The sequence below is a fragment of the Shewanella sp. GXUN23E genome, from assembly GCF_050865035.1.
Classification (GTDB): Bacteria; Pseudomonadota; Gammaproteobacteria; order Enterobacterales; family Shewanellaceae; genus Shewanella.
The window spans coordinates 133,953-148,901 of sequence record NZ_JBOZWP010000006.1; the positions used below are offsets into that span (position 1 = coordinate 133,953).

The following is a 14,949-nucleotide window of genomic DNA, read 5'->3' on the forward strand; positions in this document are numbered from 1 at the left end:
ATGCATCTATGATGAAACAAATTTTCTCATAAGGAGTCCTTATGACATCCCAATCCATTGATATGCATAACAGCGAGGTGTGGCAACACCTCAAATCCGGTGACGACTTTCCCCCAGGCTTTACCATGCGCGGCACACTGCCGGCCGATCCCGACGGCGTCGAGCTGATGCTGGAAGGCTGGGATGCCGGCAGCACTGAGCCACCCCATCATCATCCCGGTGATGATATGACAGTGATGAGCCAGGGCGAGATGCAGGTCCAGTTTTATCTGGAGCAGGACGGCAAGCTGGTGAAAGACGGCCCGGTGCAGGTCTTCAGCCAGGGCGAAACCGCTTACATCCGCAAGGGGCGTATTCACAGTGTGGTGTATGCCAGTGAATGTCGGCTGGTGTACATCCACAGCGGCGCGTTTGACTTTATTGAAAGCAAACTGCCTCAGGCATAAATTGCCACAGGCCTGAGCATGTTCACCATAAAAAATGCCGCAGATGACTGCGGCATTTTTTTGTGTCCATTTAACCTCAGATGGCCCGGGTGGCCTGGACCAGCCAATCGTGATCTGGCCCTTCAAGCAGCGGAGACAGCGCCGCGAATACCCGGCTGTGATAGGCGTTCAGCCAGTCGATTTCTGCCTGAGTCATCAACGAGGTATCCAGCAAACGCAGATCCAGCGGGATCAGGGTCATGGGCGCAAACTCATACATCTCCCGCTCAGCACCTTTGAGTGCCTCACAGGGGCGCACTTCCACCAGATTCTCCAGACGGATGCCAAAGCCATCGGCGCGGTAGTAACCCGGCTCATTGGACAGCACCATGCCCGGCAGCAGTGCCACGCCATTGGCATTCTTGGCGATGCGCTGCGGCCCTTCATGCACACTCAGGAAATGGCCGACGCCATGGCCTGTGCCGTGGTCATAATCAAAGCCGTGCTGCCACAGGTGCATGCGGGCGAAGGCATCCAGCTGCTGGCCTGTGGTGCCTTTGGGGAAGCGCGCAGTATCCAGGGCGATATGGCCTTTGAGCACCAGAGTCACCATCTTTTTGTGCTCGTCGGTCACTTCGCCAATGGCGATGGTGCGGGTCACGTCTGTGGTGCCATCCAGATACTGGGCGCCAGAGTCCACCAGATACAGGCTGTTCATGGTGAGTTTGGCCGGGGTGCCATTCAGATGGTTGTAGTGACACATGGCGGCATTGCTGCCAGCGGCGGAAATGGTATCGAAGCTGGGCTCAACATAGCTGTCGTCGGCCAGACGGAAGCTCTCCAGCTTGCGGGCCAGTTCGGCTTCATCATACAGACGACCGGCGGCCACTTCGCCATCCAGCCAGGCGAGGAAGCGGCTGACGGCCGCGCCATCACGCACATGACAGGCACGCATACCGGCAAGTTCCACCGGATTTTTGGCCGCCTTGGGCAGCAGTACCGGGTCCATGCCTGCCACCAGGCGGGCACCGGCATCCAGTGCGCTCAGCTGACTGGCGGCGTTGGCAGTATTGGGGTCGGCCAGCAGACGTTTACCACGGAGCTCTGCCATGGCACTGCTCAGCTCAGCTTCCTGCAGGAAGCTGACACCTGCGCCCACATGGGCGGCGATATCTGCCGGCAGTTTGCTGATGTCGGTAAAAAACTGCATGTCGCCATTGGCCCACAACAGGGCGCTGCCCAGCACTATCGGCAGGCAGGGAACATCGCGACCACGGATATTGAGCAGCCAGGCGATGGAATCCAGTTGGGTGATCAGCGCCAGATCGGCGCCCTGTTTGGCAATGAGCTCACCAATTTGCTGACGTTTCTCCAGACTTGAAGCGCCGGTATGTTTCTCATCCAGCAAGATCACCTGAGCATTGGCTGGTGCAGGTCTGTCCTGCCAGTTGCGGTCGACCGGATTGTGGTCCAGCGCCAGCAGCACTATGTCCGCCTTGGCCAGACGCTCCTGCGCCTGTTCAAACCAGGCCAGGGTATGCAGCCGGGCATCTACGCCCACTTTGCTGCCGGCTGGCAGTGTGTCGGCCAGGTAGTCTGCCAGCGGGGTGTCGGTCAGGCTTTCAAACGCGAATTGACTGGCGTCCACCTGCTGGCGCACCTGCACTGTGTAACGGCCATCGGTGAAGATGGCGGCTGAATCTGTCAGCACAATCACGGCACCGGCACTGCCGGTAAAACCGCTGATCCACTCAAGACGCTCGTTGTGGGCAGGCACATATTCGCCCAGATATTCGTCGGCGCGAGGGATGATAAAGGCCGCGAGGCCTGCCTGAGCCATGTCGCTGCGTACGGCATTGAGACGGGAGGCGATAACTTCAGACATAAAAATTCCTTGTTCTCAGGTTGGGCCGCCAGGGCGCTCAGCCTGTATGGGTTTGCTGCGGATTATGGCAGGCGCGAGGAACGGCGTGCAAGTGAGTGGCCGGAGATAATCCCTTACACAGCATGAGTTTTTGTTTACTGACATTCATGAAACAATGGCGTAACGATCAACAGGGCGCTGCGATCAATGGAGCGCAGCGTTCAACGGGGCGCAACGGCCAGGATGGGAGTGGGCGATGAACAGGGCGGTATGGATATTAACGCTGGCGCAGGCATTGGCGATGAGCGCAACGCCCATTATGGTGCTGCTGGGCGGCATTATCGGCGCGCAGCTGGCGCCCAGTGAGGAGCTGGCAACGCTGCCGATTGCGCTGACCGTGGTGGGGGTTGCGCTGACCGTGTTGCCGGCATCCAGGTTAATGCGCCGCTATGGTCGTCGGCCGGTGTTTCTGGGTGGCACCCTGTGGGGCGCATCAAGCGGACTGATGGCCATGACAGCTGTGCTGCACAGTCAGTTTTGGCTGTTCTGCGTGGCGGGTCTGATGCTGGGCGGCTCGGCGGCCATAGTGCTGCAGTATCGCTTTGCCGCCATCGAGGCGGTGGCTGTGCTGGATGCGCCAAAGGCGGCTTCGCGGGTGCTGCTCGGAGGGCTGGCAGCGGCCATTATCGGCCCGGAGCTGGCGCTGTTTGGCCGGGATCTGCTTGTCACTCAATATGCCGGTGCGTTTGTGATGCTGAGTGTCACCTGTCTGGCGGCTTTTGCCGTGTTGCTCTGGTATCGTCCGCCTGCGGTGCAGATTGCTGAGCATGATCGCCATGAAGCGGCCCGTCCCCTGAAGCAGATACTGGTATCGCCGGTGATCTGGGTTGCCATTCTGGCGGGCATGCTGGGCTATGCGCTGATGAGCCTGATCATGACGGCCACCCCTGTGCATATGCATCACCACGGCAGTCACACGCTGGCGGATACCAAATGGGTGATCCAGAGCCATATCATTGCCATGTATCTGCCGTCTTTAATCTCCGGCTGGCTGATTGCCCGTCTTGGCATACTGCCCATGATGATGGCTGGGCTGGTGGCTTATCTGCTGACCGTGGGGCTGGCGCTGGCCGGCAGTGAACTGCTTAATTACTGGAGCGCGCTGGTGCTGCTGGGCATTGGCTGGAACTTTCTATTTGTGGCGGCCACGGCGCTGCTGCCTGAATGCTATCGCGCGTCGGAGCGCTTTAAAGTGCAGGCTTTTAACGACAGCGTGATTTTCAGCGCCCAGGCGCTGGCCTCCCTGAGTGCCGGCTGGCTGCTATTCAGCTTTGGCTGGCAAACCCTGCTGTTGTGTACTTTGCCCTTTATTGGTGTGTTGCTGCTGGTGATGGTGAGTGTTCAGTGGCGTCAGCGCACGGTTGCTGCCGGTGGATAGGTGTATGCCGGAGCAGCAGGTTGAGGCTTGAAATGCACCGCAGATGCCAGTGTTAAAGGAGAATATGATGTCAGATAACCCACACGGGATTGCCAGAGGCGCCCTGTATGGTGCCATAGTTGGTCTGGTGTTCGGCACCGGCATTGGGCTGCTGGTGGGCGATCTCTGGTCTTTGATGGCGCTGTGGCTGGTGACCGGTGTCATCCTGGGTATGCTGGTGGATTTTGTCAGGTTGGATCGGCGTAAATAATGCGGCTAATAGTGCGGCCAATAGTGCTGCCAATAGTGCTGCCATCCACAGCAGGCCGCCAATGCAGGCAGCCATAAGAATTTCCACCGCTCTCTGTCCATCGTCATCAAAATTGTATATTTTATCCTGACTGTGATGGCGTACTGCCATCGACTCCTATAACCATGACAAAAATCAAAGGTGACCACATGACCCTGGGTGTCGGGGGCTCCAGCCCTGAAGTTGAACTGGCCAAACTGGCGGATATGACAGCGGGTATTGAACCCATTGCACAGGCTGAATTTCGTGCCCGTATCAACAAGGCGCAAGCGCTGATGCGTGATCAGGGGATTGCCGCCCTGTACCTGAATGCCGGCTCCAATCTGTATTATTTTACCGGCCTGAAGTGGTACGCCTCTGAGCGTATGGTGGGCGCCATTCTGCCAGCCGAGGGTGAGCTGGAATATATCGCGCCACATTTCGAGCTGGGCACGATTCAGGGCTTTATGAACATTCAGGGCAAGGTCAACACCTGGCATGAAGATCAAAGCCCGTATGCGCTACTCAGTGCTGTGCTGGCACGCATGGGGATCACCTCTGGCAAGCTGGCCATTGATGAGTCGGCAGCCTTCTTCCTGTGTGAAGGTGTGCGACAGGCCAATCCGGCCATGCAGCTACAGTCGGCGCAAAGCGTGACTCAGGGCTGCCGTGCCTGTAAGTCACCGGCGGAGCTGGCGATTATCCAGCGCGCCATGGACATGACGCTTGAGGTGCATAAAGCCGTTGCCCGCATTCTGCGCGAAGGCATAACCGTGGCCGAGGTGGAGGATTTCATTCAGCAGGCGCACATCAAGGTGGGCGCGCCGGCCGGGAACTACTTCTGTATCGTGCTGTTTGGTGAGGATTCTCAGTACCCCCACGGCGTGAAGACGCCCAAGGCTCTGGAAGCCGGGGAAATCGTGCTGATCGATACCGGCTGTGAACTGTTTGGTTATAAGTCAGATATCACCCGTACCTATGTGTTCGGTGAACCGAGCGCCCGTCAGCGTGAGATCTGGGACCTGGAGAAGGCCGGTCAGCTGGCTGCATTCAATGCCGCCAAACTGGGTGAGCCCTGTGGCGTGGCGGATATCGCGGCGCGCAATGTGCTGGAAGCGGCGGGCATGGCCAAAGACTACGGTCTGCCGGGCCTGCCGCACAGAACCGGTCATGGTCTGGGGCTGGATATTCACGAAGGCCCTTATCTGGTGCGTAGCGAGCAAACCCTGCTGGATGTCGGCATGTGCTTCTCCAACGAGCCCATGCTGTGTCTGCCCGGCGAGTTTGGTATCCGTCTGGAAGACCATTTCTATATGTCGGCCAATGGTCCGGTATGGTTTACCGAGCCTGCACACTCAGTGGATGATCCGTTCGGTTATCAGGCCTGATCTCCCCGTCTGAACAGCAAGAAGCCCGGCGAAATGCCGGGCTTCTTGGTATTTGAGGGCCGCAAAAACTATTCGTTGATGCCCAGCAGCTCCACATCAAAAATCAGTACCGAACCACCCGGGATTTTACCGGCGGCGCGATTGCCATAGCCCAAGTCAGCCGGAATAAAAAAGCGCACCTTGTCGCCCACTGTCATCAGTTGCAGGCCTTCGGTCCAGCCCTTGATGACCCGATTCAGCGGGAAGGAAATGGGTTCACCACGCTCCACCGAGGAATCAAATACACTGCCGTCGATCAGGGTGCCGTGATAATGCACTTTCACTGAGTCGCTGGCACTGGGATGCACTGTGCCTTCGCCCTTGCTCAGCACTTCATATTGCAGACCGGATGGCGTGACCTTGACCCCTTCGCGTGCCTGATTTTGCTGCAGGAATGCCTGACCGGCGGCCAGGTTGGCCTGAGCAGCCTTCTGATTATTCATCGTGGTAAAGAAGTAGAACAGCACACAGGCGATGACCACCACCGCGAGCAAGAGTCTCATACAGATTATTCCCTGAGTTAGATTGTCGCCTCATGGTAATAGTGTGCAGTCAAAGGGTAAAGCATAAACAAGCGGGTGTATCCAGTAGGCGACAATTGGTATTTTCCTGTGAAATCAGTTGGATTATTGGTTTTTTCAGGGGGTTTCAAGTGTTATATTTCGGCTGTCATTTAACCTTGGCAGGGGAATTTGCGCTGCGCTGAGTGTCAGCGGGCTGATGATGGTTCTGCCATGAATCTTTATGGATCGGAGTGTGTTATGGCGATATTCGCAAGGAATATTCCTGCTGCAGTCATCTTTTCATCGCTTGTCACCGGAACCTTTCCGCTGGTGGCTTTTTCCTTGGCGGCTGAGCCTGCCGCACCTTCGTCTGACGAGGCGCAAACACCGGGATCTGCTGAGCAGCCAGCTGAATTTTCTTCCTATTTTTATCTCGGTGCCAAAGCAGGCTGGATGCATTACCAACAGGCCTGTGAGGACTGGAGTATCGACTGTGAGGCTGACGATCTCGGCTGGGGGGCATTTGTTGGTTATCAGCTGACCGAAAATCTGGGGTTTGAAGCCGCTTACCTGGATTTGGGCGAGGCCCAGGCCATCTACTCTGAGTCAGGCGTCAATCAGACATACACCGGCAGTATGTCCGGCATTGAGCTGTCTGCCGTGGGGCGTTTATGGCTGACCGAAAACTGGTCGCTGTTTGCCAAGGCAGGTGCCCTGGGCTGGCACGGCAAGAACCGCGGTCCCTGGCAGACCACCAAGGATGATGGCTGGGCGCCCATGCTGGGGCTGGGCACTGAATATCTGCTGAGCGACAACTGGCAGCTAAGGCTTGAATACCAGTACATGGATAAGCTGGGCAGCGATCTTCTGGGGGGCAGTAATGGTCATTTCACTTCCCTGGGGCTGAGTTATCGTTTTGGTGAGCGTGCCAAGCCAGCGCCTGTGCCGCCACCGCCAACCAAGCCTGTCCCTCCAGTGGTGACACTGCCGCCACCGATTAAATTACCGGCACTGCATCAGGTGGTGCTGTTTGATTTTGACAGCGACCGTTTGCTCAGCAGCCAGGGGCTGGATGATATTGTCAAACGCCTGACCACTCATCCAGAGAGCAAGGTGCAGGTTAAAGGCTATACAGATAATGTCGGTAATCCTGCCTATAACCTCAAGCTGTCGACCCGCCGCGCGGTCAGTGTGGCTCAGTATCTGCTCAAGATGGGCGTTGCCCGGGCGCAGATTGAACTCGAAGGCTTCGGTGAAGCCTTCCCTGTGGCGGCCAATGATTCTGCCGAACATCGTCATCTCAATCGGCGGGTGGATGTGTTCCTGCCCGCTTATGAGCCGGAGATTTCTGATAAATCATCCATCGAGTCGCAACAAGATGCACAGCATAAGACTGAGCAAGTGACTGGGCAGGGAGAATCACAATGACGTATCTGATGAAATTTGTGCGGCTGCTGTCTTTAGGGCTGCTGAGCCTGCTGGCGGCCTGTGGCGGTGATGATGATGGTTTTCCAACCGGCAGCTGCGGCGGTCCGGACAATCCCTGTCCTGCCCATGTGGTGGCGTTGCAGGTATTGCCTGATCCCAATGTCATGGCAGTGGCGACGACCGCTCAGTATCAGGCCATTGCCACTTTGAGTGATGGCAGCCACAGAGATGTGACTGCCAGTGTGACCTGGTCGCTGGATATGCCTGAGGTCGCGTCTGTGGACAGCGCGGGTATGGTTAAGGCGCGGGCCTCAGGTACGGCTTTGGTCAGTGCCAGTTATCTTGAGGCTGTGCCCAATGCCAAGCCGGTGACTGACAGTGCCCGTCTGACAGTGACAGATGCGGCTCTGCTCAGTCTGTCGGTGCAGCCGCCTCAGGCGCAGATCCTGGTGGGTATGACTCAGGCATATCAGGCGGTGGCCCATTTTGACGATGGCCATATTCAGGATGTCACCGCTGATGCCAGCTGGAGCGTCAGCGAGGGGCTGATTGCGGACATCTCACTGAATAACCGTCAGGCCAATGCTGTGGGTAAACAGGCCGGTATAACCAGTGTGAATGCCGGATTCGCCGGTGCCTCTGCCCAGGCATCTTTGGTGGTGCTGGATGCGGCCGTGGCCGGACTTAAGATTTCCCCAATTGATGCCAGCCTGCCCAAAGGCACAGGGCTTGCGTATCAGGCCATGCTGGCGCTGGAAAACGGTGATGTGATTGATGTCACCCGGGTATCAAGCTGGCAAACAGACAGTTCAGCCATTGCTACTGTGGACACCGCAGGCTACCTGACCGCTCAGGCTCAGGGCACAACCCGCATCAGTGCAACCCTGAGTTATGGTGCGAATCAGTTAACCGACGCCACCCATGTCACGGTAACCGATGCGGCGCTGACCCAGCTGACCGTCTCCCCGGTTAATGCCAGTTTCCCTGCCGGTACCCAGGAGACCTTTATCGCCACGGCTTATTTCTCCGATGGCAGCACGGCTGACGTCACCCGTCAGTCAGCCTGGCAATCCAGTGCGCAGGATATCGCAACCATAGTGCCTGTGGGTGAAAGCGCAGGTGATGCCGTGGCTATCGCCCCGGGCGAGTCACAAATCACGGCTGCCTATCAGGGCATGCAGGCTGCGACTAAGGTGACAGTCACCAATGCGGTGCTTGAGAGCATCACTATCTCGCCGCTGGATGCGCAAACACCTGTGGGCACAGGCCTGAGATATCAGGCCAGCGCTGTGTATTCTGATGCCAGTGTTAAGGACATCACCCGTCTGGGCTTCTGGCAGAGCAGTCAGCCAGATATCTCTGTCATAGGTGCCAACGGTGCCCTGGCCGGGATAGCCCTTGGCCGCGAGATGGGCGCTACCCAAATCAGCATCAGCTATCAAGGGAGAAGCGCCACAACCTCGCTGACGGTGACGGATGCTGTGCTCACCGGCTTGCAGATCACCCCAAGGGATCTGGTCAAGCCGATAGGCACTCAGGGACAGTATCAGGCGACCGCTTATTTTTCCGATGGCAGCAGTCTGGAGGTCACTCAGGATGCACTGTGGCAAAGTGCCCAGCCGGATATCGTTGCCATAGTCACCAGTGGCGTGGATGCCGGTATGGCGCGGGCGCTTGCGACCGGCAGTACTCAAATTCAGGCCAGTTATGGCGGCCTGAAGGCCATTTCAGCTCCCAGCACGCGTATGGCCAGTACTTTGGCTGCAGGTGCCAAAGTGCAGGCCGCGGGGGCCAGCGATCAAACCGGCGCTCAGGTCACTGATGCCCAGTTGACCGGACTGACTTTGTTGCCCGGCTCCGCAACGATTGCCGCTGGCTATCAGCAGGCCTATCGCCTGTATGCCAGTTTTACCGATGGCAATACCCGGGAAGTCACTTCTCAGGCGTTCTGGCAGGTGGGGGATGTCAATATTGCCCATATCGACAGACAGGGGATTGCCCTTGGCCTGAGCGCCGGACAAACCCAGGTGCATGCCAGTTATCTGGGCAGCCGTGCCAGTGCTGAGTTGACAGTGACAGATGCTTTGCTGACTGAGCTGCAAGTCATTCCTGCCGTGACTGTGCTTCCTGAGGGGTATCAAACCCAGCTGAGCGCACTGGGGCGATACTCAGATGGTCAGGTGAAGGATGTCACCGCCCTTGCCGTCTGGCGCTCAGACACACCAACAGTGGCGCAAATTGCCGCCAGTGGCAGTCAGGCGGGATGGGTGACTGCCCTGTCTGCCGGTAATGCCGTGATGACCGCAGATTTCGATGGTATGCAGGCTCAGGGTGAGGTGCAGGTGACCTCAGCCATCCTGGAGTCGGTCAGCTTAAGCCCTGTGCTCTCTACCGTCGCCGCGGGCAATATCCAGTCCTATGAGTTCAGCGGCCTGTTTTCCGACGGCAGCGTGCGTGACTTAACCGGTGTGGCAGGCTGGCAGAGCTCTGATGTGACGGTGGCCAGTATCAACCGCTTCGGTGTGGCCCAGAGTCATAAGCGGGGCGTAGCCAATATTCTGGCCAGCTATCAGGGATTCCAGGCGGCGGCCAAGTTGCATGTGACCTCGGCTGAGCTGACCATGCTACAGATTAGTCCCCCAAATATCACAGTACCGGCCGGTACTCAGGGACAATATCAGGCCACCGCCTTCTATTCTGACGGTCATGCCAGTGATGTGACCGCTCAGGCCAGTTGGGGCAGTGTTGACGATGGCATTGCCGTCATCGTGCCTGTGGGTGTGCAGGCCGGTGAGGCGCAGGCCTTGACGCCGGGCAGTACTCAGATAACCGCCGCGTTTGAAGGCAAGACGGCGATTGCCGCACTGAAGGTGACGGACGCGGTATTGATCAGCCTGGAGGTCTCTCCGGCAAGGAGCGAGATCCCTGTGGGGCTTGAGCAGGCTTATCAGGCGCACGGTATTTTCTCCGACGGCAGTCGCCGGGATTTGACCGCTCAGTGCAGCTGGCTGGCGGAAGATCCTTTGGTGGCAACTGTTGGCAGAGATGGCCTGGCCACCGGCATGGTGGTGGGGCAGACCCGGATTATCGCCGATTACGCCGGTATTCGGGGTGATGCATTGCTGAGTGTGATGGCGGCTGTGCCCAAGACACTGCAGCTGACGCCACTGGAGGCCAGTGTGCCGGTCGGAACCCAGGGGCAGTTTGAGGCCAGAGTTTTCCTGACCGATGGCAGCAGCCAGAATGTCAATACACTGGCGGCCTGGCGCAGCTCCGCCGATACTCTGGTGCATGTCGCCAATGGCAGTGATGGTGGCCTGGCAACGGCGCTCGCCGTAGGTGAGGCGCAAGTGACGGTGACTTATCAGGGGCTGTCGCAAACCGCGCAGGTGCAGGTGAGTGCAGCGGTACTTGAGGAGCTGTCGATTGCGCCCCTTAATGCCAAAGTCGCTGCTGGCCTGACACTGCAGTATCACGCCTATGGTCGTTTCTCCGATGGCAGCAGCCGCGAGCTCACCCCCTGGGTGAACTGGCTCAGTGAGCATGATGATATTGCCAGTCTGGACCGCAGTGGTCTGGCCCATACCTATCAGTCAGGTGTCACCAATGTGACCGCTCACTACATAGGCTTCAGTGCATCGACGCCGCTGACGGTGGGCGAGCCTGCGCTGGTGAAACTGGAGATCTCACCGGATATTGCCCGTGTTGCCATTAACGCAGAAACCCAATATCAGGCGCGGGGCTTCTTCAGTGATGGCTTCAATCAGGATGTTACCTCAGCGGCCACCTGGAGTGTGCTGGATACCAGCATAGCGTCCATTGAAAATGGGCGTTTTCGCGAGGGCATTGCAACAGGTCTGGCTGCCGGCAGTACAGGCATACAAGCCAGTTATGATGGTATGCAGGCTCAGGCTCGCATTGACGTGATCGACAAGGTCTATCTTGGACTCTTGGTTGAGCCGGCGAACAGCTCTGTGATTAAGGGCTTGAGCCAACAATATACTGCCCAGGCTGTCTATGATGATGGCAGCCGGGAATGGGTAACCGACCTTGCATTGTGGGAAGTCACCAGACCTGAGATTGCCAGCATTGAGCAAGGTGGCCTGCTGACCGGGCAGCAGGTGGGCGTTTCCGGGGTCTTTGCTCATTATCAGGGCGGAGTCGGTGAGGCTCAGGTGCAGGTGGTGGATGACACCCCGACCAGCTTTAAGGTCACCCCAGCAGATCTGCTGGGGTCACCCGGTACCCGAGGACGTTATAAGGCCGAAGCATCATTCTCCGGTGTAAAACTGGACGTCACTGAGTTTTCTACCTGGTCTTCCAGTGACTCGCAGACAGTACAGGTTATCGCTGCAGGTAAAGATGCGGGAATGGCACATGCCAGAAAACCCGGTACAGCGCAAATCAGTGCGCAGTTCCGCGGCATGACTGACAGTGTGACCACCCGGGTTGAACCTTTGCAATTAACCGGCTTCAGCGTAGAGCCCAAGGAGCTTGGGATCCCGCTGGCAGATGGCGGGCAGCTCAGAGCTTATGCGCATTACCACAATGGCAGCCGCCAGGAAGTGACCCTGGACAGTGTATGGAGCTCAGATAATCCGGGTTTGTGGGTGGAGTCAGGTAACAGCAGTGCCGGTTGGGTGACAGGTGCCCATGAAGATCTTCAGGGCTTGATAACTGCCACCTACCAGGGCATGAGCGACAGTGCGACTGTGTATGTGTTGCCGCCACAGGTGATTGAGATCCGTGTAACGCCCTCTGTGGTGACTGTGGCGGTGGGCAAATTTGTCGAAGTGCAGGCCACAGTCGTGTTTGATAACGGCACTGAGCAGGATTACACCAAGTATGTGCATTACACCCCGGCAAATGAAGATTTGGTGTTTGCCAATAAAGGCATTATCGAGGGGCGTGCCGTTGGCAGCACTCAGGTAGAAGTGGAGTTTGAGGGTGTGACCAGTCAGATTGCGGTCACTGTAACACCCTGAGCCCAACGGGTTAACCCGGATAGGCAGGCGACAGTTATCGCCTGCGTTCTGTGATGAACCACAACAAGGCCCTGCAATGCAGGGCTTTATCTTTTGAGTCATTGGGGAAGGAGCCGGGTCAGTGTATAAACTTATCCAGCCCCAGATAACCTCCGGCTGCAAGCAGGGCAATGATGAGCAGGGCAATGTTGAGCAGCAGCATCAGATACAACACCAGACTGAAACGGGTCTTGCTGCTTTTATGCCTCAGACAGTGGCGGGCTAACAAAGCGCCGGGCCAGCCGCACAGCAGTGCCTGTAACTGCAGACTGAGTTCACTGATGCGCCAGCGGCCCTTGAGGGCGGCGGATTTGTCTCTGGCATAACTGATAAAGGTGATGACACTCATCAGCAGATAAGCGCCCAGCAGCCAGTCTGGCATTAACCGCAGCAGCGTCACGCCACACAGCGCCAGCAGGAACAGTAGGGCAAACAGTACGCCGGCGGACCACCATCCGCCATGCAGGGTCACGCGAATGGCGCTGGGGTTGCCCCTGGCGTCAGGGAGCTGCTCAAAACTCAGGGTATCGCCCACCCGGGGACGACGGCGCTGATTGCGCAGCTGTTTGATGTGCACAAACACCCGCTGACCTGATGTTCCGCCGTTCTGGGGCGTTTGTACAAAGCCAAATCCCCGGTCATCCTGCCATTCGATGAGTTTGCCTTTAACTCTTTGATTCAACGTTAATCCTTGTTCGGATTAGAATTACATATTGACGGCACGCTACTGAAATTCGGCGAGCAGTGCAAATCAGCAGCAACAAAAAACCGGCCATAGCCGGTTTTTTTACATGCCTTTATACCTTAACCCGCAGTTGTCAGAGTGCCAGCAGGGTGTAGCTGATTTGGGGCTGATCGTGGGCATCATCATATTGCCAGTTGCGGCTGGCGGGATTGTAGCCATCCAGCCACAGGTGGAAGCTCTGCCCATCAATCGTGATCAGATTGGCCTGATGCAGTTTGATGTGGTGCATTTTCCCCTCTGGAGTATGCAACATCAGGCTGCCATCGCGGTTGTGAGACAGGCTCAGTTGTTTGCTGGTATTGTTCAGCGGCACGTCAATCCAGCTTTGGCTGTTATCAACCCGGATGGCTCTTAAGGTTTCACCTTCATACAGATGATAACTGTTGCCAGCTGTATCTGAGCTGTGCTGTTGAATGGTGCAGTTGGCGCACGGGCCTAACGAAGTGCTCTGCCAGTCAATCAGTTGCTGACTGAGCATCAGCTTGCCTTTGGTCATTTGCCACTGCATGTCGGCGTGAGCCGTGTGATGGGCGCCCAGTGAGGCAGCCAGAATACAGGAAGAAAGCAGCAATTTATTCATAATCATTCCCTGAAATGCTTGTTGTACTTATTTTACGGAGATTGTGGTGTTAAAGCTGAGGCTTTGCAAATTAGCTGCAGGTAAAACAAGGTGTAACAGGCTGGCGTGCGAACTTTTGCGTCAACAGAATTCAGCACAAAATGATGAGGAAGTCGCTTTTGCTGTTATGCAATTCTGTATAAGTCACCAAATCATCAAGCGATAAATATTTTAAATTCATTGTGTTAAGTGTTTATTTTTGTGCGAAAGCGCAACCGTATGAGAGGTGTTGGTGCCCCGGCGGCATTTCAGCGTCAACTGTTATCTGTGCTTTATTTTTGTGCGGTTCGCGCTGTTGCTGCATCGGACACGTTGAAACCTTGGATTAACTCGCTTTATTATCCGGTTGATGCGAAGGATTGTATTGCGGATAGTTGGTTAAGTGGTTGAACTTTCTGTAAACAATCTGTTTACCTGAGTCTCCCTTCCTACGTCGCCCAAATCGATAATTACAAAGCAAAGCGAAGAACATTCCCTGCGCTGTCAACAAGCAAGAGACCTCTGAATGACGTTGGAACTTTTTACTGAAATACTCGGTTGGACTTCGGTCGCCTTTTATATCTCCATTACCATCTTCAACTCGATGAAATTTACCCGCTTTGCCGCCTTTGGCTCCGCGGCAAACGATACCCTGTGGGCCTTTTTGATGGGCTGGTGGCCCAAGGTGATCCTCAATCTGTCGGTGGCGTCCTTGAATACTTACCGCTATGCCAAGGATTTCACCCAGGCGAGTAAGTCGGTGATCCTGACGCTGGGCCTGATCATGGCTGCGGGCATTGGCTATATCTCCTATGTGGCGGTGACCGCCTTTATTGCCGAGCCAACCCTGGCGGTGGCGCTGCAATTTGTGGATCTGGGCATTATTCTGCTGGCTCTGTATATGACCACTCTGCGTAACTATCGTTTGCTGATGTTGTTGTCGGGGTTTGTCGGTATGGCGGCTTACTATGGCAATACTCAGATGATGATCATCAAAGCGCTGGTCATCGGTATCATGACCTTCAAGCTGCTGTTTGATAAAACCGAGCAGCAGGCCAATCAGGCGGCGGTAGTCAACAGTGACAGCCAGACGGCCTAACAACGAATGACCCAAAAGCACCTCTCGAGGTGCTTTTTTGTTTTGAGGCGGCGATAGCGGATGCAGTTTGAGTGCTTTGGTTGGCTTGCTCACTTGCTGAGCGGCAATCCGCTTGGGTAGACTGGCAGCC

The 14,949-nt window shown here is 56.4% G+C and carries 11 protein-coding genes; 7 read left to right on the forward strand and 4 right to left on the reverse strand.

Annotation, left to right across the window (positions count from 1 at the left end; translation table 11 throughout):
* Nucleotides 1-41 precede the first annotated feature (41 nt).
* Complete coding sequence (locus tag ACRRUX_RS08040) at nucleotides 42-446, forward strand: cupin domain-containing protein (protein WP_432528995.1); 405 nt, start codon at nucleotides 42-44, stop codon at nucleotides 444-446.
* Nucleotides 447-522: 76 nt separating this feature from the next.
* Here the strand turns inward: ACRRUX_RS08040 and ACRRUX_RS08045 are convergent, their stop codons facing one another.
* On the reverse strand, nucleotides 523-2,310 hold the full coding sequence (locus ACRRUX_RS08045) for an aminopeptidase P family protein (protein ID WP_432528997.1): 1,788 nt from the start codon (nucleotides 2,308-2,310) through the stop codon (nucleotides 523-525).
* A 235-nt stretch (nucleotides 2,311-2,545) separates the two neighbouring features.
* Here ACRRUX_RS08045 and ACRRUX_RS08050 point away from each other — a divergent pair, with 235 nt between their 5' ends.
* The 3 genes from ACRRUX_RS08050 to ACRRUX_RS08060 all read left to right on the forward strand — a co-directional run bounded on the left by ACRRUX_RS08050 (nucleotide 2,546) and on the right by ACRRUX_RS08060 (nucleotide 5,383).
* Entirely contained in the window at nucleotides 2,546-3,727 is a 1,182-nt protein-coding gene (locus ACRRUX_RS08050) for an MFS transporter (RefSeq protein WP_432528999.1), read from the forward strand.
* A gap of 64 nt (nucleotides 3,728-3,791) precedes the next feature.
* Nucleotides 3,792-3,977 (forward strand): hypothetical protein, encoded by a 186-nt coding sequence (locus ACRRUX_RS08055; RefSeq protein ID WP_432529001.1) that lies wholly within the window; start codon nucleotides 3,792-3,794, stop codon nucleotides 3,975-3,977.
* Nucleotides 3,978-4,165: 188 nt separating this feature from the next.
* The gene (locus tag ACRRUX_RS08060) at nucleotides 4,166-5,383 is read left to right on the forward strand and encodes a M24 family metallopeptidase (protein ID WP_432529003.1); all 1,218 of its coding nucleotides are present in this window, start codon (nucleotides 4,166-4,168) and stop codon (nucleotides 5,381-5,383) included.
* A gap of 68 nt (nucleotides 5,384-5,451) precedes the next feature.
* Here ACRRUX_RS08060 and ACRRUX_RS08065 read toward each other — a convergent pair whose 3' ends face one another.
* On the reverse strand, nucleotides 5,452-5,925 hold the full coding sequence (locus ACRRUX_RS08065) for an FKBP-type peptidyl-prolyl cis-trans isomerase (RefSeq protein WP_432529005.1): 474 nt from the start codon (nucleotides 5,923-5,925) through the stop codon (nucleotides 5,452-5,454).
* A 258-nt stretch (nucleotides 5,926-6,183) separates the two neighbouring features.
* On the opposite strand from ACRRUX_RS08065, the gene ACRRUX_RS08070 reads away from it, so the two are divergent.
* On the forward strand, nucleotides 6,184-7,353 hold the full coding sequence (locus tag ACRRUX_RS08070) for an outer membrane beta-barrel protein (protein ID WP_432529007.1): 1,170 nt from the start codon (nucleotides 6,184-6,186) through the stop codon (nucleotides 7,351-7,353).
* Nucleotides 7,350-12,338: an Ig-like domain-containing protein gene (locus tag ACRRUX_RS08075; protein WP_432529010.1), complete on the forward strand. Its 4,989-nt coding sequence runs from the start codon at nucleotides 7,350-7,352 to the stop codon at nucleotides 12,336-12,338. Before ACRRUX_RS08070 ends, ACRRUX_RS08075 begins: the two co-directional genes overlap by 4 nt.
* Before the next feature lie 118 nt (nucleotides 12,339-12,456).
* Here the strand turns inward: ACRRUX_RS08075 and ACRRUX_RS08080 are convergent, their stop codons facing one another.
* Together ACRRUX_RS08080 and ACRRUX_RS08085 are read right to left on the reverse strand one after the other, a co-directional pair.
* On the reverse strand, nucleotides 12,457-13,059 hold the full coding sequence (locus tag ACRRUX_RS08080) for a DUF1294 domain-containing protein (protein ID WP_432529012.1): 603 nt from the start codon (nucleotides 13,057-13,059) through the stop codon (nucleotides 12,457-12,459).
* Nucleotides 13,060-13,195: 136 nt separating this feature from the next.
* Complete coding sequence (locus tag ACRRUX_RS08085) at nucleotides 13,196-13,702, reverse strand: hypothetical protein (RefSeq protein WP_432529014.1); 507 nt, start codon at nucleotides 13,700-13,702, stop codon at nucleotides 13,196-13,198.
* 544 nt (nucleotides 13,703-14,246) lie between these two features.
* Here ACRRUX_RS08085 and ACRRUX_RS08090 point away from each other — a divergent pair.
* A complete protein-coding gene (locus ACRRUX_RS08090) occupies nucleotides 14,247-14,819 on the forward strand; it encodes a phosphopyruvate hydratase (protein WP_432529016.1) in 573 nt (190 codons plus the stop codon).
* Nucleotides 14,820-14,949 lie beyond the last annotated feature (130 nt).